This is a genomic window from Wenzhouxiangella marina (assembly GCF_001187785.1).
GTDB lineage: Bacteria > Pseudomonadota > Gammaproteobacteria > Xanthomonadales > Wenzhouxiangellaceae > Wenzhouxiangella > Wenzhouxiangella marina.
The window spans coordinates 2,145,765-2,165,438 of record NZ_CP012154.1 but is presented as its reverse complement, the minus strand read 5'-3'; the positions used below and the strand labels follow the sequence as shown (position 1 = coordinate 2,165,438).

The 19,674-nt window shown below is 64.5% G+C and carries 18 protein-coding genes; 8 read left to right on the top strand and 10 right to left on the bottom strand.

The window, feature by feature from the left end:
• Positions 1-28: 28 nt before the first annotated feature.
• From WM2015_RS09180 to pdhA, 6 genes are read right to left on the bottom strand one after another with little or no spacing between them, the layout of a single operon-like run.
• Entirely contained in the window at positions 29-1,315 is a 1,287-nt protein-coding gene (locus WM2015_RS09180) for a Dol-P-Glc:Glc(2)Man(9)GlcNAc(2)-PP-Dol alpha-1,2-glucosyltransferase (protein WP_049725757.1), read from the bottom strand.
• 27 nt (positions 1,316-1,342) lie between these two features.
• Positions 1,343-2,248, bottom strand: a complete 906-nt coding sequence (rimK, locus tag WM2015_RS09175) for a 30S ribosomal protein S6--L-glutamate ligase (RefSeq protein WP_049725756.1) — start codon at positions 2,246-2,248, stop codon at positions 1,343-1,345.
• Between the two features lie 20 nt (positions 2,249-2,268).
• Positions 2,269-2,721 carry an ATP-dependent zinc protease family protein gene (locus WM2015_RS09170; protein WP_049725755.1) on the bottom strand — a complete coding sequence of 151 codons (453 nt, stop codon included), beginning with the start codon at positions 2,719-2,721 and terminating at the stop codon, positions 2,269-2,271.
• Positions 2,722-2,745: 24 nt separating this feature from the next.
• Positions 2,746-4,152, bottom strand: coding sequence for a dihydrolipoamide acetyltransferase family protein (locus WM2015_RS09165; RefSeq protein WP_049725754.1), 1,407 nt, complete (start codon positions 4,150-4,152; stop codon positions 2,746-2,748).
• Positions 4,149-5,129: an alpha-ketoacid dehydrogenase subunit beta gene (locus WM2015_RS09160; RefSeq protein ID WP_049725753.1), complete on the bottom strand. Its 981-nt coding sequence runs from the start codon at positions 5,127-5,129 to the stop codon at positions 4,149-4,151. Before WM2015_RS09160 ends, WM2015_RS09165 begins: the two co-directional genes overlap by 4 nt.
• A complete protein-coding gene (pdhA, locus tag WM2015_RS09155; RefSeq protein WP_049725752.1) occupies positions 5,129-6,229 on the bottom strand; it encodes a pyruvate dehydrogenase (acetyl-transferring) E1 component subunit alpha in 1,101 nt (366 codons plus the stop codon). The genes WM2015_RS09160 and pdhA overlap by 1 nt, the downstream gene beginning before the upstream one ends.
• Positions 6,230-6,380: 151 nt before the next feature.
• Here pdhA and WM2015_RS09150 point away from each other — a divergent pair, with 151 nt between their 5' ends.
• The 4 genes from WM2015_RS09150 (at position 6,381) to WM2015_RS09135 (ending at position 12,336) form a co-directional block, all read left to right on the top strand.
• On the top strand, positions 6,381-7,229 hold the full coding sequence (locus tag WM2015_RS09150) for a tryptophan 2,3-dioxygenase (RefSeq protein ID WP_049725751.1): 849 nt from the start codon (positions 6,381-6,383) through the stop codon (positions 7,227-7,229).
• An 85-nt stretch (positions 7,230-7,314) separates the two neighbouring features.
• Positions 7,315-10,179: a penicillin acylase family protein gene (locus WM2015_RS09145; RefSeq protein WP_049725750.1), complete on the top strand. Its 2,865-nt coding sequence runs from the start codon at positions 7,315-7,317 to the stop codon at positions 10,177-10,179.
• 144 nt (positions 10,180-10,323) lie between these two features.
• On the top strand, positions 10,324-10,776 hold the full coding sequence (locus WM2015_RS09140; protein ID WP_049725749.1) for a hypothetical protein: 453 nt from the start codon (positions 10,324-10,326) through the stop codon (positions 10,774-10,776).
• A 69-nt stretch (positions 10,777-10,845) separates the two neighbouring features.
• Entirely contained in the window at positions 10,846-12,336 is a 1,491-nt protein-coding gene (locus tag WM2015_RS09135) for a WS/DGAT/MGAT family O-acyltransferase (RefSeq protein ID WP_211260919.1), read from the top strand.
• Here WM2015_RS09135 and WM2015_RS09130 read toward each other — a convergent pair.
• Positions 12,312-13,118 (bottom strand): hypothetical protein, encoded by an 807-nt coding sequence (locus tag WM2015_RS09130; RefSeq protein ID WP_082169606.1) that lies wholly within the window; start codon positions 13,116-13,118, stop codon positions 12,312-12,314. The genes WM2015_RS09135 and WM2015_RS09130 overlap by 25 nt on opposite strands.
• A 136-nt stretch (positions 13,119-13,254) precedes the next feature.
• On the opposite strand from WM2015_RS09130, the gene WM2015_RS09125 reads away from it, so the two are divergent.
• Entirely contained in the window at positions 13,255-13,899 is a 645-nt protein-coding gene (locus WM2015_RS09125) for a phasin family protein (protein ID WP_049725747.1), read from the top strand.
• A 140-nt stretch (positions 13,900-14,039) separates the two neighbouring features.
• Here the strand turns inward: WM2015_RS09125 and WM2015_RS09120 are convergent, their stop codons facing one another.
• Positions 14,040-14,660, bottom strand: coding sequence for a TetR/AcrR family transcriptional regulator (locus tag WM2015_RS09120; protein WP_049725746.1), 621 nt, complete (start codon positions 14,658-14,660; stop codon positions 14,040-14,042).
• A gap of 27 nt (positions 14,661-14,687) precedes the next feature.
• Positions 14,688-14,945, bottom strand: a complete 258-nt coding sequence (locus WM2015_RS09115) for an acyl-CoA-binding protein (protein WP_049725745.1) — start codon at positions 14,943-14,945, stop codon at positions 14,688-14,690.
• Positions 14,946-15,100: 155 nt separating this feature from the next.
• Here WM2015_RS09115 and WM2015_RS09110 point away from each other — a divergent pair, with 155 nt between their 5' ends.
• On the top strand, positions 15,101-17,089 hold the full coding sequence (locus WM2015_RS09110; protein ID WP_049725744.1) for an SDR family oxidoreductase: 1,989 nt from the start codon (positions 15,101-15,103) through the stop codon (positions 17,087-17,089).
• A gap of 48 nt (positions 17,090-17,137) precedes the next feature.
• On the opposite strand, the gene WM2015_RS09105 is transcribed toward WM2015_RS09110, so the two are convergent.
• Positions 17,138-18,361, bottom strand: a complete 1,224-nt coding sequence (locus tag WM2015_RS09105; protein WP_049725743.1) for a patatin-like phospholipase family protein — start codon at positions 18,359-18,361, stop codon at positions 17,138-17,140.
• A gap of 128 nt (positions 18,362-18,489) precedes the next feature.
• Here WM2015_RS09105 and WM2015_RS09100 point away from each other — a divergent pair, with 128 nt between their 5' ends.
• Together WM2015_RS09100 and WM2015_RS09095 are read left to right on the top strand one after the other, a co-directional pair.
• Positions 18,490-18,945: a peroxiredoxin gene (locus WM2015_RS09100; protein WP_082169604.1), complete on the top strand. Its 456-nt coding sequence runs from the start codon at positions 18,490-18,492 to the stop codon at positions 18,943-18,945.
• On the top strand, positions 18,942-19,670 hold the full coding sequence (locus WM2015_RS09095) for a DUF8198 family protein (protein WP_049725741.1): 729 nt from the start codon (positions 18,942-18,944) through the stop codon (positions 19,668-19,670). The genes WM2015_RS09100 and WM2015_RS09095 overlap by 4 nt, the downstream gene beginning before the upstream one ends.
• Positions 19,671-19,674: the final 4 nt, after the last annotated feature.

Below are 19,674 nucleotides of genomic sequence, written 5' to 3'. Positions count from 1 at the left end.
CGACCTGACTTTCGCGGTTCCTGGTCGGCTACAGGAAGTAACGTGTCGAGGCGATGGCCAGGCTCAGGGTGAGGCTGAGCAAGGCGAACCAGGCCAGCAAGACCCATTCCAGAGCCCGGCGTTCGGCCTGTCGGAACAGCAGGAAAATGACGACGGGGACGATGTAGTAGCGCTGCTCGATCAGTTGCACGGGCAGTAGCGCCAGCACGGTCACGGGGTAGAGCCAGTAGGCGTAGCCCGCCCGCAGGCGGATCAGGCACAGACCCAGCAGAGCCCAGGCCATGGGCAGGAAGGCCAGGACGCGCAGCCAGAGCGACTCGCTGAGCCAGGCCAGCACCCGGTTTCTCAGGTGGAACTCCGGCAGGCCGAGGTTGTAGACATGGCTGACCTGGAAACTTGCCAGATAGACCCCCAGAAGGGCGAGCAGGGCCAGCAGGATCCAGGGGCGACGGCGAATCAGCGCGATGAGCTCGGGCAGCCGGGCCAGCAGCAAGGGCAGGAGGAGCAGCCACAGAACCAGCAGCAGGAAGAAGATCTGGGTCGGGTAGAGAGCGCCACCGAACTGGTGTGCCGCGCGGTCACCCAGGGCCACCCCCTGATTGAGCCAGACGAAGACGCCAAAGGCGACCAGGGGAAGGGCCAGCATCCAGGTCTTCTGCAGCCCGATGGCGACGCTGGCCAGGCCGGTTCGGAGCGCATCCCGCGTGAAGTGCCGAGCCTGGCCGAGGGCCAGGCCCAGTCCGGCCTGATGAAGCGCGATCAACCAGAGCAGCATGGCCCAGAACACATTGCTCTGCCGCCAGGCGAGCATCGCGACACCGAGCATGGCGGCCAGCCAGAATCGTTGGCGACCGAGCAGCAGCGTCGCGCCCAGCACCAGCGTGAGCGAGGGCAGGTCCGTGTAGAGCAGGAAATAGAAGGGCCAGAGCAGGGGGCAGGCCAGCAGCTGAAGGGCTCCCAGCAGGGCATGCTCCGGGTCGTCGCGCCGCAGACAGGCCCAGGCGAGGAACAGGCCGAGCAGTCCGAGCACGGCGCTGATCGCGCGCAGGGCGTTCAGTGAGTCCAGGCCGGCCAGGCGGGCGGGCAGGGCCACGCTGTAGTGGTAGCCCAGGGGTGTGGTCAGTTCGGGGACGCGTTGGAACTCGGGGCCGTTGATCAGGCGGATCTGCCCGAGGTGGAAATGTTCATCGACCAGCGGCTCGTCGGGCAGCAGCCACTGCATCAGGATCAGGCTGGACAGGGCCGCCAGAAAGAGGATGAGCAGGGCACGGGCCGAATGCGGCCCGTTCGCTGTGGACGCCTTCGTCGAGAACACGGCGAGTGCTGGGCCGCCGACGAAGGATCAGCCGGTACCGCGCGTGCGGGTCTTGTCTTTCTTGGCGTTCTTTTCGAGAAACTCGATGATCATGCCGGCCACGTCCTTGCCGGTGGCGTTCTCGATGCCTTCGAGACCCGGCGAGGAATTGACTTCCATGACCAGCGGACCGTGATTCGAGCGCAACAGATCGACACCGGCCACGTTCAGGCCCATGATCTTGGCCGATCGCACGGCAACGGCGCGTTCCTGCGGGGTGATCTTGATCAGTTCGGCCGAACCGCCGCGATGCAGGTTGGAACGGAATTCGCCCGGCTTGGCCTGGCGTTTGATCGCGGCCACGACCTTGTCGCCGACGACGAAGCAGCGGATATCGGCGCCGCCGGCTTCCTTGATGTACTCCTGGACCATGATCGACACGTTCAGGCCCATGAAGGCCTCGAGCACCGACTCGGCAGCCTTGCGGGTCTCGCAGAGCACGACGCCGATGCCCTGCGTGCCTTCCAGAAGCTTGGCCACGAGCGGGGCGCCGCCGACCATTTCGATCAGATCCCCGATGTCGTCGGGTGCCCGGGCAAAGCCGGTCACCGGCAGACCGATGCCGCGCCGGGCCAGCAGCTGCAGCGAGCGCAGCTTGTCGCGCGAACGGGTCACGGCGACCGATTCGTTCAAGGGGAAGGTGCCCATCATCTCGAACTGGCGCAGGACCGCCGTGCCGTAGAAGGTGATCGATGCACCGATGCGCGGGATCACCGCGTCGAAGGGCTCGAGCTGCTCGCCGCGGTAATGCATCGTCGGTCGGTGGGAGGCGATGTTCATGTAGCAGCGGGTCGTGTCGACGACCCTGACCTCATGGCCCCGGGCTTGACCGGCCTCGACGAGACGCTGAGTCGAGTAGATCTGACGACTGCGGGAAAGAATGGCAATGCGCATCGATGCTCCTGCGGGTTCGATCAATCCAGGCGCGGCTGGCCCTGGAGAAAGGTTCGGGCGGGGTAGACCAGCGCGTGGTTTTCCATCGCGGTGCGGCCGAGCAGCATACGGTATCGCATGCGCTCCCGGTTGCTCAAGGTGATGTCGACGGACCAGCGCGAGTGCCCGATGATGATCGGCGTCCGGATCGTGTAGCGCTGCTCCGACTCGCCCGAGGTGCTGCGCACCGTGCGGACGCCGGCCAGGAGGCATTCGCAGTCCTGGTCACGCACCGGTTCGGGGTAGCCGAGATGCACCCGGAAACGGACCCAGGACTTGCCGTCCCGCTCGAAGGGCAGGATATCGCTGGCGTGCAGGGAGCAGGATTTGGCGCCGGTGTCGACCCGCGCCCGAAGGCGCGGGATTCCCAGTTCGGGCAGGGCCACCCACTCGCAGGCGCCGATGATCATGTTCGGTGCCAGATGCGTGCTCATCGTCCCTGCCTCCCCCGACCGACGCTAGTTGGCACGCGCCAGATCGTCCAGCATGGCCTTCAGGAAGCGCGCCGCTTCGCCGCCGGTGCAGGCCCGGTGATCGAAGGTGAGCGACAGCGGGATCATGCGGTGCACTTCGACGCCGCCGAGCACCGGTACCACTTCGTGGCGCAGGGCGCCTGCGGCGACGATGGCCACGCAGGGCGGGGTGATCACCGGGGTCGCGTAGCGGCCGGCGAACTTGCCGAAGTTGGACAGGATGATGGTGTAGTCCTTCAGATCTTCCGGCGGGATCGAGCGATTGGTCGCGTTCTCGCGCAGTCGGTTGATCTCGGCACGCAGCTGGCCTCGGTCGGCCTTGTTGACGTTGCGCAGCGCGGCCACGAACAGACCGTCAGGCGTATCGACGGCCATGCCGACGTGCATGTTCTTGTGCACCATGCGCATGCTGTTGTCGCCGTCGTACCAGGCGTTCAGACCCGGTTCGGCCTGGGCGCCGGCCCACAGGGCGCGGAGCAGGCGGGCGGTGATGTCCTCGCCCGGGGCCCAGGCGTGAATGTCCGCATCGTCCATCAGAGTGGTCGGGACGACCGACTTGTGCGATTCGCTCATCACCCGGGCCATCGTGCGGCGCGTGCCGCGGATGGGTTCCCAGTCGCCGCTCGGCGCGGCCGGGGCGGGTCGGGTCGGAGCCGGTGCAGGCGTGGCCTGACGCGCAGCCGGTGCTTCCGGTGCCGCGGCGGGTGCCTCGGGACGAGCTGCAGCGGGTCGCGGCTGGGCCGGCGCCGAACCACTGGCGGCGGCCTGGCGGACGTCGGCCGCGGTGACCACGCCGTCGCTGCCGGTCGGTTGGACCGCGGACACGTCGACCTTCAGCTTGCGAGCCAGGGCACGGACCGCCGGCGTGACCTTGACGCCGCCCACGGTACTCGTGCGCTCGCTGAGCACTTCATTGGAAGACTGCACATTGCCGACGACCGTGCCCGTGTCGGCGCGCTCTTCGGCGGCAGGTTCGGCTTTCGGCTCGGCTTCCCTCTTCGGCTCGGCGGCTGGCCTGGCCGCGGCCACCGGCTCGCTGGGAGCAGGCGCCGGCGTCGGCTCGGTTTCGCTGACGTCGTCGGTACCGATGCCGGCGGCGGCCTCGGCCGGCTTGGCCTCGGGCTCGCTGCTGGCCGGCTCGGGCTCGTCCTCTTCGCCGTCGACCTTGAATTCGGCCAGCGGTGCCCCGGTCTGGATCACATCACCGGCCTGGCCGTGGAACTTGACCACCTTGCCCGAGAACGGCGAGGGGACTTCGACGACGGCCTTGGCGGTTTCCATCGAGACCAGCGGTTGGTCGAGTTCGACCGCATCGCCTTCCTCGACCAGCCATTCGACGATTTCGGCGTCCGGCAGACCTTCGCCCAGATCGGGCAGATTGAATACTTTCATGAGACCTCCAGGACCTGTTGGGCGGCGTCGACGATCCGGCGCACGCTGGGCATGTATTTCATTTCGTTGCGGTAGAGCGGCATCACCGTGTCGTAACCGCAGACGCGCTTGACCGGGGCCAGCAGGTTGAAGATTCCCGCATCGGCCAGGTTGGCGGCGATTTCGCTGGCCAGGCCGCAATGCTTCGGTGCTTCCTGGATGATGACGCAGCGGCCGGTCCGCTCGACCGACTCGATGATCGTGTCCATGTCCAGCGGGCTGATCGTGGCCACGTCGATGACCTCGACGCTGACGCCCTGCTTCTCCAGCTGGTCGGCCGCCTGCAGGGTTTCCTTGACCATCGCGCCCCAGGTCACCAGGGTGATGTCCTGACCGTCGCGCAGGGTGAAGCAGACGTCGAGCGGCAATTCTTCCCCGTCGTCGATCACTTCTTCTCGCTGCCAGCGGTAGATCCGCTTCGGTTCCATGAAGATGACCGGATCCGGATCACGGATGGCGGCCAGCAGGAGCCCGTAGGCTCGCGAAGGCGAGGACGGCATCACCACGCGCAGGCCCGGCATGTGGGCGAACAGGGACTCCGGGCTTTCCGAGTGATGCTCGGGCGCGTGGATGCCGCCACCGGTCGGGAAGCGCAGCACCATCGGACAGCTCAGACGGCCGCGAGTCCGGTTGCGCATGCGACCGGCATGGCACATGAGGTGGTCGATCATCGGCATGGTGAAGCCGCAGAACTGGGCTTCCGCCACGGGCTTCATGCCCTGGGCGGCCATGCCGACGGTCACGCCGGCGATCATGACTTCGGCCAGCGGCGTGTCGATCACGCGCTCGTCGCCGAAGGTCTGCTGCAGGCCGGCCGTGGCGCGGAACACGCCGCCGTTGACGCCGACGTCTTCACCGAGCACGACCACGCTGGGGTCTTCCTGCATGGCCCGGGCCAGTGCGAGGGTGACGCCCTCGATCAGGGTGATCTGAGCCATCAGTGGTGTCCTCCGTCTTCCGGGTACTGCTCGGCGTAGGCGCGCTGCTCGGCCAGATCGTGCGGCAGCTCGGCGAACATGTAATCGAACATCGCGGTCACCGGCTGCGGATCGTTGGTGACCTTGTCGAGGTATTCATTGGCGGCCTCCTGAACGAACTCGCTGCACTCGGCGACCAGTTCCGCTTCGCGCTCCTCGTCCCAGGCGCCCTGACTGATCAGGTACTTGCGAAGGCGGGTCAGGGGTTCCTTCTCCCAGGCCGCGTCGACTTCGTCCTGCGGACGGTAGCGACGCGCGTCGTCGGCGGTGGTGTGATCGCTGAGGCGGTAGGTCATCATTTCGATCACGAAGGCGCCCTTGCCCTCGCGAGCGGCCTTGACCGCCTTGTCCATGGCCCACAGGCAGGCGATCAGGTCGTTGCCGTCCACCTGGATGCTCGGCAGGCCGCCGGCGATGCCCTTCTGGGCCAGGGTGGCTGCGGAGTTCTGCTTCGAACGCGGCACGGAAATCGCCCACTGGTTGTTGATGATCACCAGCACCAGCGGGAGTTTCCAGGCGCTGGCCGCATTGATCGCTTCCAGGAAATCGCCCTTGGAGGAACCGCCGTCACCGACCACGGACACGGCCACGCGCTCCTCGCCGCGCAGCTTGTAGGCCATCGCCGCGCCGGCGGCATGCAGGCACTGGGTCGCGATCGGCACGCACCAGGCGAAATCATGGCGCGGGCCGGAGAAGTCGTTGCCGCGCTCGTCACCGCCCCAGTAGAGCAGGACTTCCGACATCTTCACGCCACGGTAGAACTGGGCGCCGTATTCGCGGTACATCGGTGCGAAGCAGTCCTCGTCGCGCATCGACGCGCCGATGGCGACGTGGGCAGCCTCGTGCCCAAGGCTGGATGCATAGGTCCCGAGCTTGCCCGTGCGCTGCAGCGCCACGGCCTTCTTGTCGAAGGTGCGGGTCAGCACCATCAACTTGTAGAGTTCGCTCAAGCGTTCGAAGTCGCGGGCCAGGTTCGGCACGTGCTGGCTGTCGACCAGCTTGCCGTCGGGCCCGAGAAACTGGAAATAGTCCACCTTGAATGCGGCGACTGTACGCGCCATGTCGATACCTCGTTTGTGGCTACCGGAATTTAAGGAGACACAGCTGGCTTCTTCTCGGATTCGAGCCAGTCTGCGAACCGCCGCACATTATACGCCGCCTGCGCGGGCGCGTTAAACTTGCCGGCTCAGGAGACGGGAGCCCAAGCAAGGAATGAGTGAATCACCCAATCAGCGTGATCTGGAATCGAGCATCCGCACCGATCTGGCCGGTCGTCTGGACTACGGTGGCTACCTGGCCCTGGATCGGATCCTCAGCGCCCAGGAACCGCTATCCGAGCCGGCGCACCACGACGAGCTGCTGTTCATCATCCAGCACCAGACCTCGGAGCTCTGGTTCAAACTGGTCATTCACGAACTGCGTGCCGCCATGCGGCATCTGGCCGAGGATGATCCGGGGCCCTGCCTGAAGATCCTGGCGCGCGTGAAACTGGTCCAGCAGCAGCTGTTCGACCAGTGGGCCGTGCTCGAGACCCTGACGCCCAGCGAGTACGTCCAGTTCCGGCACATCTTCGGGGATGCCTCCGGCTTCCAGTCCTACCAGTACCGACTGGTCGAGTTCCTGCTCGGCAACAAGAATGCCCAGATGCTTCAGCTGTTCAAGCACTCACCGGCGATCCACGATGAGCTGGAGGACACCCTGAAGGCACCCAGCCTGTACGACGAGTTCCTGCGCTTCCTGTCCCGGAAGGGCCATGCCGTGCCGGCCGAGTGCATCGAGCGGGACTGGTCTCGTCCCTATCAGCGCAATCCGGCCCTGGTGCCGGCGCTGGTGAAGATCTATCGCAACACCGACCGCCACTGGACCGAATACGCCCTGTGCGAGCGCCTCGTCGATGTCGAGGAGTCGTTCCAGCTGTGGCGCTTCCGCCATCTCAAGACCGTCGAGCGCGTGATCGGCTTCAAAGCCGGCACCGGCGGGTCCAGTGGTGTGAATTTCCTGAAGAAAGCATTGGATCTGACCTTCTTCCCCGAGCTCCTCGACGTGCGCACGGAGCTCTGAAATCCCGATCGCCCCTTCATCTGGTGTCTGATCCTGCATGTGCAATAATCGGACGGACAACACCACAACAACGGGGTAGATCATCATGAAGTTGCTTTCCAACCTGGTGGCCGGCCTGCTGGCCGCCACCTCCCTGCAGGCGCAGACGGTCGACGTGCCGCGCCTGAACGACTCGGTGACCGTCTTCACCGACGCCAACGGCATACCGACGATCGTCGGTGAGACCGAGACCGACGTGAGTTTCGTGCAGGGCTATCTGCACGCTCGCGATCGCTTCTTCCAGATGGACTACCTTCGCCGGATTGCCAGCGGCACGCTCGGTGAGCTGCTGGGCCAGGCGGCCCTGTCGAACGACATCACCCTCAGAACCCTGGGTCTTCGTCGTGGCGCCTGGGCGACCTTCGCAGCACTCGACGACAGCGAAAAGGCCTGGCTGAAGGCCTACGCCGATGGGGTCAACCATTACCTGGCCACCAATCCGCTGCCGCCGGAGTACAGTGCGCTCGAGCTGACCATGGCCGAGCCCTGGTCCCAGGTCGACTCGCTGGCCGTCGGCAAGCTGCTGGCCTTCCAGCTCAGCTTCGATCAGAGCCTGTCCGACATCGGCAACACGATCCGCATCGGCACCTATCAGGCCGTCGGCGATGTGGTCGGCTTCGATGGCACGGCCCTGTTCCTGCAGGACCTGAACCTTTCGATCCCCGTCGATGGCCGCCTGACCGTGCCCGATTTCTTCGAGCGCATCGGCATCATCGTGCCGTCGCCGAATGCCGAGGCGGGCGTGGCGAGCGAGGGCGGCGCTTCCCTGCCGGTCAAGTCTTCCCTGGCCGCACTCGATGCCGATACGGCCCTGGTCGACTCGATGGCGAGGATCGACGGGACGACCGTGGAACTGGCGCGCCGCTATCGTGATCGAGTGGAAGGCCTGCCGTTCCTCAATGAAGGCTATGACATCGGCAGCAACTGGTGGGCGGTTTCCGGTGAGCACACGGCGTCCGGCTATCCCCTGTTCGCCAACGATCCGCATCTGCAGCTGAGCATGGCGCCGATCTTCATGAACGAGAACCTCGTCATCCGCGATGAAGAGGTGGTGGTCAGCGGGGTCGCCTTCGCCGGCGCGCCGGTCAATGCCCAGGCTTGCACGGACTTCTTCTGCTGGGGTTCGACGGTCAATCGGATGGATGTCACGGATGTCTTCCAGGACCAGATCCTGGTCAACAACTTCGGCCTGCCGACGCACACGGTGCACAACGGCGTGGCCGAGCCGATCGTCTATGCCTTCCAGAGCTATTTCGTCAACAACATCGGCAACGGACAGGCCGATGACGTGACGCGCGCCGACGTCGGCTACGACGCCGGGGGCATCACCTTCATCGTACCGCGGCGCAACAACGGCCCGATCGTGGAGCTGCTGGGTGACACGGCCCTGACCGTGCAGTACACCGGCTGGGGCCCGACCTTCGAGCTGTCGACCTTCCGGGCCTGGGCGCGTGCGCGCAGCCAGGAAGACTTCGAGATGGGGCTGCGGGACTTCGCCGTCGGTGCGCAGAACTTCCTGTATGCCGATATCGAAGGCAATATCGCCTACTACACCGGCGGCGAAATGCCGCTGCGTGCCGATCTGCAGAACCAACTCGCCCCGGACGGTGGGATTCCCCCGTGGTTCATTCGTGACGGTAGCGGGGCCCTGAACCACGAGTGGCTGATCGACGAGAGCCCGCAGCCTGGGCAGGCCACGCCTTACGCGCTGATTCCGCGCGAAGAGATGCCGCAGGTCAGCAATCCGCCCTGGGGCTACCTGGCCAATGCCAATAACGATCCGATCGGAACGACCCTGGACGGCAACCCGCTCAACCAGCTGCGTCCGGGCGGCAACGGCCTCTACTACATCAACACCAGCTACGCCGATCTGCGCATGGGGCGGATCGATCGCGAGCTCCAGGACATGGTCGCTGCCGGCGACGTGACGATCGACGACATGAAGGCGCTGCAGGCCAACAACGAACTGCTCGACGCCGAGCTGCTGCTGCCGTTCCTGCTGCAGGCCTATCAGAATGCCAGTGCGGAGGGTGCCTGGGAGGGCATCGCCCAGTTCGCGGCCGATCCACGGATCGTCGAGGCCATGGGGCGTCTGGCCGAGTGGGACTTCTCCACGCCGACCGGTGTGGCCGGAGGTTTCGATCCGGGCGGCGATCCCAGCGGCAACAGCATGCCGACCGCCGACCAGGTGGCCAACAGTGTCGCGGCGACGATCTACAGCGTCTGGCGCGGCGAGGCCATCGCCAACACCATCGACGCGACCCTGAGCGCTGTCGGCCTGGGTGATGAGTTGCCCGGCTCGACCACCGCATGGCGGGCCCTGGTCAACCAGCTGCGTCTGTTCCCCCTGACCCAGGGACAGGCGGCCTCCGGCCTGAGCTACTTCAACTTCCCCGGTGCACCCGATCCGGCCTCGGCCCGGGATGGGGTCCTGCTGGCTTCCCTGAGCAACACGCTGGATCGTCTGGCCTCGGACGATTTCGCCTCGGCCTTCGAGAATTCCACCAACCAGGACGACTACCGTTGGGGTCGGCTGCATACGATCGTGTTCAGCCACCCGCTGGGTGATGCCACGCCGTTCAGCGTGCCGCCCTCCGGTGGCTTCGGTCCCATCGCCCGATCCGGTGGCTACGAGGCCGTGGACGCCTCCAGCCACAGCGCTCGGGCCCGTTCGGTGGGTGCCTTCGACTTCGGAAGCGGCCCGGCGCGACGCAACGTGTCGATGCTGGCGCCGACCGGTCCGCAGTCCCAGGAAATCATCCCGGGCGGCCGCAGCGGTGTGCTGATCAGTCCCTTCTACACCAATCAGCTTCGCCTCTGGCTGGTCAACGACTACCTGCCCCTGTCGATCGGGGAGGGAGATGCCCAGGCGACGGCGGTGGACGTGACGGTGTTTTCGCCGCTGCCCTGAGGCGGCGAGCACGCCTGGTCAACCCCAGGGGCCCGGATCGTGAGGTCCGGGCCTCTTTTTTGGTGCAGGGGAGCTGCGGGCCCAGGCTTGAAAGTGAAGGGCAGGGCAGCCATAGAGTAGAACCGGACAACGCTCGGATCCAAGATGATCAATCTGCTCGACCAGTTCGCACTCGCGCATACGCAGCTGACTCGCCTGAACGCGGATCTCAAGGAAATCGTCGCCCAGGATCAGAAGTTCGGCGCCAAGGTCGAGTTGAAACTCACCCCCAGCGAGATGAAGTCCGACGGCGAAGTGCCGCAGTATCAGGTCACCGCCAGGATGCTCTGCCGCGGCCACCGGGAGGGGGCGGAAGCGCAGGATCCGCTGTTCACGATCGAACTGGTGCTGCAGGCGGTCTACCGCCAGTTTCGCGGTGAACCGGTGAATTTCCAGACCTTCACGGCCAGCCATGGCTCGCTGACCCGCCAGCTCTACCCGCTGATCCATCATCAGCTCCAGCCGGTCTTCAAGCAGTTCGGTCTCGATCAGGTGAAGCTGCCCTATGACCTGCCGACCCAGGGTTCGGAGACCGCGGGGCACAGGCAGCTGCACTGAAATTGACGCTTCGGCAACGGCATGGAAGAATGCCGTTTCTGGTCATACGCCCACCGGGGGCCTTCCACCGTGTCAACCGCCCGCAAGGAACCGATCGCCAAGGTCGATACGGCCTGGTTGCGAATGGAGCAGCCGACGAACCTGATGATGATCACCGGGGTGATCGTTCTGCACCAGCCGGTCGAGTTCCAGCATTTCCGCGACATCATCGCCAACCGCTTTCTCGCTTTCCCCCGGTTCCGGCAGAAGGCGGTCGACACCGTGCGCGGCTGCTGGTGGGAAGAAGACGTCAACTTCGAACTGAGCAGTCACGTCCGCCGCACGGCCCTGCCGGGTGAGGCGGGCAAGGCCGAGCTCGAGGAACTGGTCTCCGAGCTGGCTTCGACGCCCCTGGACAAGACCAAGCCGCTCTGGCAGTTCCATCTGGTCGAGAATTATGTCGATGGTCCCGTCGTCATCACCCGGATTCACCATTGCTATGCCGATGGCATCGCCCTGGTCCAGGTGCTCCTGTCCCTGACCGAAGACAGTGCCGAGAAGTCCGAACGCCTGGTCGTGCCCGAGGAATGGAAGAAGAAGCGGGCGGCTGAATCGAACATCTTCCGGCGCCTCATGGCCCCGGCACGCGAAGGCATGGACGCGGTCCAGCACGTGGGCCAGAAGGTGATCGACGAAGCCATGCACCTGATTCGCGAACCGCATCTGGCGTCCGACTATGCCCTGGGCGCCGGCGAGATCATGTCGGAGCTCGCTACGGCCTTGCTGCTCGAGGACGATCCTCCCTCGCAGTTCAAGGGTGAACTGGGCGTGCGCAAGAACGTGGCCTGGGCCGATCCCGTGAGCCTGGAAGAGGTCAAGGCCGTGGGCAAGGCGCTGGGCTGCACGGTCAACGATGTCCTGATTGCCACCATGACCGGCGCGCTTCACCAGTACCTGGTCGAGCAGGGCGACGATCCCTCGGAACTGACCATGCGCGCCACCGTGCCGGTCAATCTGCGCCCGCTCGAGCACGCTCGAGACCTGGGCAATCACTTCGGCCTGGTGTTTCTCGATCTGCCGATTGCCGAATCGAATCCGCTGGCCAGGCTCTATCAGGTCGCGGAGTTCATGCACCAGCTCAAGTCCTCGAAGCAGGCCGTCATGAGTCTGGGCCTGCTGGCTGCTCTGGGCATGGCGCCGACGGCAGTGCAGAAGCCGGCCTTGGAGCTGTTCAGTCGCAAGGCATCGACGGTTCTGACCAATGTGCCGGGTCCGCAGCAGCCGCTCTACCTGGCGGGGGCGCCGATCGGAGAAATGATGTTCTGGGTCCCCCAGAGTGGGTCGATCGGGATGGGCATCAGCATCATCAGCTATAACGGCCAGGTGTTCTGCGGTCTGATCTCGGACAAGAAGCGCGTCCCGGATCCCTCCAGCGTCATGCGCCACTTCGAGCTGGAGTTCGAGAATCTCCTCCACCTGACCATGCTGCTTGGCCCTCAGGAGGGTTGGGTCAGCCCGGACATGGCCGATTCAGTGCACGCCTGGATCGACGGCGATCACTCCAGCGAGGACGAGGCGTAGTCCACGTCCAGGCGCTGCATGGCGTCGATCGGCGTCATCGAGGCAGCCGTCCGATACGCTTCGTTGGAGTCTTCCAGCTTCTTGTCTCCGTAGAGCAGGTACAGGCCATTACCGTATTCGAGGTGGGCAATGGGCGCGTCCGGCGTCAGTTCCAGGGCTTCGGCAAAGTGCTGCATGCTCTTGTCCGCGCTTGCGCCGTAGGTCATCGAACCCACCAGTTTGCCTACCTTGTCGATGATTTCGGCGTGATAGAGGCCGAAGGCCGTATGTGCTTCGGCATGCTTCGGCGCGAGCTTCAGGGCGCGTTCCAGCGAGGCCTTGATCTTGCCGCCCACCCCCTGAGCCAGCGCCTGTGCCACTGAAATGCACTGGCTGTAGCGGCCGAGGAGAAAGGCGTGGAAATAGTGGGCATTGGCGTCATCGGGGAAGGCCTTGATGGCGGCTTCGGCCCGCTCGATGCCGTTGCGGTAGATGTCGAGTTTGACCTCGTCGTCCTCTTCCAGATAGTCGGCGTAGATGCCGGAGGCCTTGTTGGCCACGGCATGGGCCAGCAGGCCGATCGCCTCGGCCCGGTCGACGGCGCCGGCAAAGTCACCTTCGTGAAAGCAGCGCCAGGCATCGGCCAGGTGTTCGGCCGTCCCGGCGGGATCCTCGCAGCTCGGGTCCAGCGCGATGATGCGGTCGGCATCGGGCCAGGGTTCGCAATCTCCTCGGTGCAGCTCCGCCCAGTGCTTGGCCAGGGCCTTGCCGGAAAAGTCGAAAGTCGCGGATTCCTCGGGCATTGATGCCCAGTTGCTTGTTTTCATGATTAGTGTGACCGCTCTAGTTCCCGCGTCTATCTTAGCGTTGTACTCGGCGGAAAGCAGCCGCCATCAACCGAATTCAACTGATCGCCAATTTGCCTGGAGGTTCGTCCAAATGAGCAAGAAGACCGCAAAGAAGAAAGTGGCCAAGAAGAAAGTGGCCAAGAAGACCGCTTCGCGCAAGACCGCTGCCAATCAGGTGCAGGATTATGCACACGAGATCTGGCTGGCCGGTCTGGGCGCCTTCTCCATGGCGCAGGAAGAGGGCGGCAAGATCATCAAGCAGGGCACCAAGAAGGTGGAAGACACCCGCAAGAAGGTGGAAGACACCCGCAACAAGGTGATCGGCGAATCCAGCAAGCTGTTCGAGCGTCTGGTCAAGGAAGGCTCGAAGATGGAAAGCAAGGGCCGCAAGCTGGCCACCGACACCGTCGACGGTGTGCGCGGTGACGTCGAAAGCCGCGTCGGCAAGGTGCGCGAGCAGGCCGACAAGGTTCGTGAGCAGGCCCAGAGCAACTGGGACAAGCTCGAGAAGGTCTTCGAGCAGCGCGTGGCGCGTGCCCTGTCACGCCTGGGCGTGCCGACCTCCGACGAGATCAACGAGCTGAGCAAGCGCGTGGCCGAGCTGAACAAGCGCGTGGCCGAACTGGCCAAGAAGGAAGGCGCTGCCAAGGCGCCCGCCAAGGCCAAGAGCCCCGCGAAGGCCAAGGCCAAGCCGGCTGCTCCGGCCACGCCCAAGGCTGAAGACGCCGCGAGCTGATCACTTCACGCAGCGTTTCCAAAGGTTCTACCCCGAAGCAGCCAAGGGTCCCCTCTTGCCCTAGCGTGGCTGCTACTTGGCCCGGATCCTCCCCGATCCGGGCCTTTTTTATTCCGAACTTGGTGGGTTTCTGCGTCGCCTCAGCGATAGGCGGCCGCCAGGGCCTGCATCTGGATGCGTGATTCCTCATCCAGGCAGGGGCTGACGATGCTCATGACCTGGGTGACCGCGCGATCCGGGCGCGGTTCGCCATCCCGCTCGAGCACCTGATCGAAGGCCAGCCAGAAGGTGCTGACCAGCACGAGATTGCGCACCATGGCATCGCGGGTTTCCTCGTCGGCATCGAGATGGCCGGCGTCGGCCAGCCCGTCCAGCAGTGCGCGGGCCGTGTCCATCGACAGGCGGAGAATGCCGCGAAAGCGTTGATGGAGCCCGCGAAAGCGCGAGCAGAGATCGCTCAGGTCGCGATAGAAGAAGCGGAATTCGCCGATGGTTTCGAAGACCAGATGAAGGAAGAGCCAGATGTCTTCGATCTCGGGGTTGCGCTCATCCGGCGTGGTGAGCAGGCTGAGCATGCGGCCTTCGTAGGCCGCGAACAGGGCTTCGATCAGATCGCCCTTGGTTCGAAAGTGATAGTGCAGATTGCCCGGGCTGATCTCGAGCTCATCGGCAATGCGGTTGGTGGTGACGTGCGGCTCGCCATCTTCGTTGAAGAGGACGAGCGCCATGGCCAGAATCCTCTCGCGAGTATTGCGGGCCATGGCAGCAGAATCTCCTCGGGCCGGAAATCAGCCTTGCAGTGACTTGACCAGATCGATGTACTGCTGGCGAGCTTCGTCCTGATCCATGCCTTTCAGCTTTTCCCAGGCCTCGTATTTGGCCACGCCGACGAAATCGAAAAACCCGGGCTTGTCGCCGGAGACATCGCCCTTCGAGCCCTGCTTGTACAGCGCGTACAGCTTGAGCATGGTGTCGTTGTCGGGTCGCTCGGGGAGCGACTGGGCCGCTGTGGCGGCATCTTCGAACTGCTGGTCGAGCGTACTCATGACGACGGAAAACCCTCTGTTCAGACTGAAATCTCCAATGCTCGTACTTCTAGCACGCGCTGGGCCGAGGGTCAATGCGACTTGGCAGGGCCGGGGGCAATCGGTATCTTATGCCGACAATCCGAATCCAAGAATTCACGGGGAGAATCCAGTCCATGACCTATTTCGTCACCGGTGGCACGGGCTTCATCGGCCGCAATCTGATCGATCAGCTACTGAAACGCAAGGGGACGGTCCATGTGCTGGTGCGCAAGGGGTCGAAGAAGAAGTTCAATGCTCTGGTGAAGGAGCGCTGGGCCGATGACTCCGGGCGCGTCGTTGCTGTCTCGGGCGACTTGACCAAGCCGGTGCTCGGCCTGTCCAAGTCCGACATCGAGAGCCTGTCCGGCAAGATCAAGCATTTCTTCCACCTGGCGGCCGTCTACGACCTCAGCGCGGACGACCAGGCCAATCAAGCCGCCAATCTGGACGGAACGCGCCACGCACTCCAGGCTGCCGAGCAGCTCGGAGCCGGGTGCTTCCATCACACCTCTTCCATCGCGGCGGCCGGTCTCTATCAGGGCACCTTCCGCGAGGACATGTTCGAGGAGGCCACCGGCCTGCATCATCCGTACTTCCGGACCAAGCACGACTCCGAAGGTCTGGTCCGGACCCATGCCAAGGTGCCGTGGCGCATCTATCGTCCGGGAATCGTCGTCGGGCACTCCAAGACCGGTGAGATCGACAAGATCGACGGACCGTATTACTTCTTCAAGCTGATCCAGAAGATGCGGCGCATGCTGCCCTCATGGGTGCCGACCCTGGGTCTGGAAGGCGGCCGGATCAACCTGGTGCCGGTGGACTTCGTGGCCCAGGCGATGGACCATATCGCCCATAAGCCCAAGCTCGACGGCCATTGCTTTCATCTGACCGATCCGAGCCCCAAACGGATCGGCGAGGTGATGAACCTGTTTGCCGAAGCGGCCCATGCGCCGCTGATGTCGATGCGGATCGACGCACGTCTGTTCAGCTTCATCCCGGCGCCGGTCAAGCAGGGCCTGGGCATGCTTCCGCCCGTGCGACGGATCATCAACCAGGTGCTCGGCGATCTGGGCATTCCGAAGGACGTGCTCAGCTTCTTCAACTATCCGACCAAGTTCGATACGCGTGAGACCGAGCGGGCCCTGAAGGGCAGTGGCATCGAAGTGCCGCCCCTCGACGATTACGCCTGGGTCCTCTGGGACTACTGGGAGCGGCACCTCGATCCCGAGCTGTTCATCGATCGCTCGCTTTCGGGCCAGGTCCGTGGCAAGAACGTGCTGGTCACCGGCGCCTCTTCCGGAATCGGACGGGCAACCGCGCTGATGATGGGCCAGGCCGGGGCCAACGTGATCATCGTCGCCCGAGGCGAAGAGGCACTGATGGAGACCAAGGCCGAGATCGAGGCCGAGGGTGGCAAGGCCTTCCCGTACACCGCCGATCTGTCCGATCTGGAAGACGCAGAGCGTCTGGTCAAGGACGTGCTTGCCGATCATGGCGTGGTCGACGTACTGGTCAACAACGCCGGTCGCTCGATCCGCCGTTCGATTGCCTTGTCCTATGATCGCTTCCACGACTACGAGCGCTGCATGCAACTCAACTACTTCGGCGCCCTGAAGCTGATCATGGGTTTCCTGCCCGCCATGGTGGAGCAGCGCCGCGGTCAGGTGATCAACATCTCCTCGATCGGTGTGCTCACCAATGCGCCGCGTTTCTCGGCCTACGTGGCTTCGAAGGCGGCGCTGGATTCCTTCTCACGCTGTGCGGCTTCGGAATTCAACGACACGGGCGTATCCTTCACGACCATCAACATGCCGCTGGTGCGCACGCCGATGATCGCTCCGACCAAGATCTACGAATCGGTCCCGACGATCACGCCGGAGGATGCTGCCGACATGGTCAAGCAGGCCGTGATCTTCCGTCCGCAGCGGATCGCGACCCGGCTCGGCATCTTCGCCCAGGTGTTGCATGCGGTCGCTCCGAAGATTTCGGAGATCGTCATGAATTCCGCCTTCCGGATGTTCCCGGATTCAGCGGCGGCCAAGGGCGAGAAGCCGGGACGGGATGACCAGCCCACCCAGGAGCAGGTGGCCTTTGCCTCGCTGATGCGCGGTATTCACTGGTAGGAACGCCGTCTCGTACGAGCTCCGGCGCCGCGGCTGCGGCGCCGGGCTTCAGCGGCGCAGCAGGCGTTCGAGGCTGTCGAGGGTGCGAGCCAGGTCGTTGCCGACCGGCGCCAGATAGGGAGCGTCCTCGCGCATGGCTTCGTGGAAGCTGCGCGGGGTTTCCAGAACCGATCGATTCAGACCCAGGTCGTAGGTCTCCAGGAAGGGTTCGAGCTCGTCCGCGCGCGCCAGCAGTTCCTTGCGCGTGGTCTGATAGGCGTGATCGACCAGCTCGTTGCGGGACGCATAGCTGAAGATGTTCGTGAAGAACATCTGCTCGTCGTTCCGGTTGGGCTCGACCAGCATCATGCCGACGGCCGGGTATTCCTTTTCGTACTTCGACATGCCGACCTGCATCCTCGACTGGATCAGAGCGCGGAAGGTCTGCGAGAGGACCGCGGGCAGGCCTCCCTGGACCATGCGGCTATGGGCATGACCATTGCGAGGGACGCCGTCGCCATCGTAGGGCACGAGCGGGTTGATGCCGATGAGCAGGTCGGCGCCTTCCTTGAGCGCCACCGAGGCGTGCAGGGTGCGGCGCAGGGCGCCGTCGACGTAGAAGCGTCCGTCGATCTCGACCGGGGGATACAGACCGGGCAGGGCGGCCGAGGCCTGAACCGCGGAGCTGATCGGGACGTGGTCCAGCCCGGGTTCGCCGAAGCGCACGGCCTGGCCGGAATCGAGTTCGACGGCCACGACGCGCAGTTTGGCCGTCAGCTTGCGGAAATCATTGCTCCGGCCCTGGCGGCTCAGGACGCCCTTCAGGAAGTGCTCGATCATGTGGTTGTCGAACAGGCCGGTGGGGACCAGGCGGGCGATGCCCTCCAGGCTCTCCAGGTGCGCCAGGCGAGACGGGTGACGGATGGCCTCGCGAATCAGGTCGAAGATGACCGATGGCACGGCCTTGGCGCGGCTCAGGTATTCCTTCAGCGCCGGTCTGAGGAACATTTCCGGTTGGAACTGGAACTCGGCGTCGTCCGCGCTCATGAAGATCCGGCCCATCTGGGTCGCGGTGATCCGGTTGGCCAGGCTGGCGGTCAGGAAGGAGCCCGAACTGACGCCGACGTAGACGTCCAGATCGTGCATGTGTACACCGTCGATGGCTTCGTCGATGGCCTGAAGGGCGCCGAGTTCGTAGATGGCGCCGAGGGGGCCGCCGCCGGCGATGGCCAGACCGATGATGGGGCGACGATCCGCCGGGCGGGGAACGGAGGCCGGTGTCAGCTTGAGCATGCGAGATTTCCCCTGTCTGGGCAGCCCCGCTCATCGGCAGGCCTGCGCATGTTGATGATATTCGAACATTATAATGCAGGCCTGATCGAGCCATCCATCGATGCCTCGGACCTGAATTGATAGGCTGAATGAAAATGACCGCACAACTCAATGAAAAAGCTCCGGATTTCTCGCTTCTGGACGCCGATGGAAACGTCTTTCGACTGCAGGAGATGAGCGGCCAGCGCCTGCTCCTGGTGTTCTATCCAGGAGACGATACACCGGTCTGTACGCGGCAGCTCTGTGACTATCGTGATGGTATCGAGGTCTTCGCCGAACTGGGCGTGACCGTGGTCGGGATCAGCCCGGACGATGCCGAGTCCCATCAGCGCTTCCGTGCACGTCACGACCTGCCTTTCGTGCTCCTGAGCGATTCCGATCTGAGTGTGGCCGAGCGGTATGGTTGCAAGGCCCTGATCGGCATGAAGCGAGGCGTCTTCCTGCTCGACGAGGCGCAGATCATCCGCTACCGACACGTCGAGGCCGTGGCGCTGTTTCGGCGCCGCCGGGAAGAACTGGTCGAGGCGATCAGGGCCCTGGGATGAGCCATGCCGAAGCCATCGAGCACCTGAGCGAGCAGATTCGCCGGAACCAGGCGGTCGGCGAGCGCCTGGCCCGGGCCGAGCCGGAGCTGGAGGCATCGCTGATCAGGCTTCAGGACTGGCAGCGTCGGCGCCTCGACGCCACCTATGCCGATCTACGGCGCTCCGAGCGCCATCGGCCCGCCTGCGAATTCTTTCTCGATGAGCTCTACGGCGGGCGCGATTTTCGCGAGCGGGATCGTCAGCTCGCGCGCGTCGTTCCGGTCATGCGCCGATTCCTGCCCGACCACCTGCTCATGGCGGTCGGTGATGCGATGCGCCTGCAGGCGGTCAGCCTGGAGTTCGACCTCGATCTGGCCGAGGTGCTGGTGGCGGTCGAAGCGATGGACCAGCCGGCCTACGCGGCGGCCTATCGATCGCTGGGCACCTGGCAGGGTCGGCGGGAGCAGATCGAGCTGATCGAAGCACTGGGTCGGGTGCTGGACGAAACCGTGCATCGTCCGATGGTCCATCGCCTGGTGCGCATGATGCAGGGTCCGGCCGTGCTGGCTGGCTTCGGCGCGCTTCAGGGCTTCCTCAGGCGCGGCCTCGACGCCTTTGCCAAGATGCAGGGTGCGGATCATTTCCTGCACACGATCATCAGTCGGGAAATGCAGGCCCTGGAGGCCATGGAAGCCGGCGATGAATGGCCTTTCGCAACCTGGATCGGCCGCGGACCGGCCGACTGAGGGC

What these genes read in the sequence shown, in the direction of transcription:
- rimK (WP_049725756.1), bottom strand. Translation starts at nt 2,248, where the DNA reads ATGCGCATTGCCATTCTTTCCCGCAGTCGTCAGATCTACTCGACTCAG.
- WM2015_RS09170 (WP_049725755.1), bottom strand. Translation starts at nt 2,721, where the DNA reads ATGAGCACGCATCTGGCACCGAACATGATCATCGGCGCCTGCGAGTGG.
- WM2015_RS09165 (WP_049725754.1), bottom strand. Translation starts at nt 4,152, where the DNA reads ATGAAAGTATTCAATCTGCCCGATCTGGGCGAAGGTCTGCCGGACGCC.
- WM2015_RS09160 (WP_049725753.1), bottom strand. Translation starts at nt 5,129, where the DNA reads ATGGCTCAGATCACCCTGATCGAGGGCGTCACCCTCGCACTGGCCCGG.
- pdhA (WP_049725752.1), bottom strand. Translation starts at nt 6,229, where the DNA reads ATGGCGCGTACAGTCGCCGCATTCAAGGTGGACTATTTCCAGTTTCTC.
- WM2015_RS09150 (WP_049725751.1), top strand. Translation starts at nt 6,381, where the DNA reads ATGAGTGAATCACCCAATCAGCGTGATCTGGAATCGAGCATCCGCACC.
- WM2015_RS09145 (WP_049725750.1), top strand. Translation starts at nt 7,315, where the DNA reads ATGAAGTTGCTTTCCAACCTGGTGGCCGGCCTGCTGGCCGCCACCTCC.
- WM2015_RS09140 (WP_049725749.1), top strand. Translation starts at nt 10,324, where the DNA reads ATGATCAATCTGCTCGACCAGTTCGCACTCGCGCATACGCAGCTGACT.
- WM2015_RS09130 (WP_082169606.1), bottom strand. Translation starts at nt 13,118, where the DNA reads ATGCCCGAGGAATCCGCGACTTTCGACTTTTCCGGCAAGGCCCTGGCC.
- WM2015_RS09125 (WP_049725747.1), top strand. Translation starts at nt 13,255, where the DNA reads ATGAGCAAGAAGACCGCAAAGAAGAAAGTGGCCAAGAAGAAAGTGGCC.
- WM2015_RS09120 (WP_049725746.1), bottom strand. Translation starts at nt 14,660, where the DNA reads ATGGCCCGCAATACTCGCGAGAGGATTCTGGCCATGGCGCTCGTCCTC.
- WM2015_RS09115 (WP_049725745.1), bottom strand. Translation starts at nt 14,945, where the DNA reads ATGAGTACGCTCGACCAGCAGTTCGAAGATGCCGCCACAGCGGCCCAG.
- WM2015_RS09110 (WP_049725744.1), top strand. Translation starts at nt 15,101, where the DNA reads ATGACCTATTTCGTCACCGGTGGCACGGGCTTCATCGGCCGCAATCTG.
- WM2015_RS09105 (WP_049725743.1), bottom strand. Translation starts at nt 18,361, where the DNA reads ATGCTCAAGCTGACACCGGCCTCCGTTCCCCGCCCGGCGGATCGTCGC.
- WM2015_RS09100 (WP_082169604.1), top strand. Translation starts at nt 18,490, where the DNA reads ATGAAAATGACCGCACAACTCAATGAAAAAGCTCCGGATTTCTCGCTT.
- WM2015_RS09095 (WP_049725741.1), top strand. Translation starts at nt 18,942, where the DNA reads ATGAGCCATGCCGAAGCCATCGAGCACCTGAGCGAGCAGATTCGCCGG.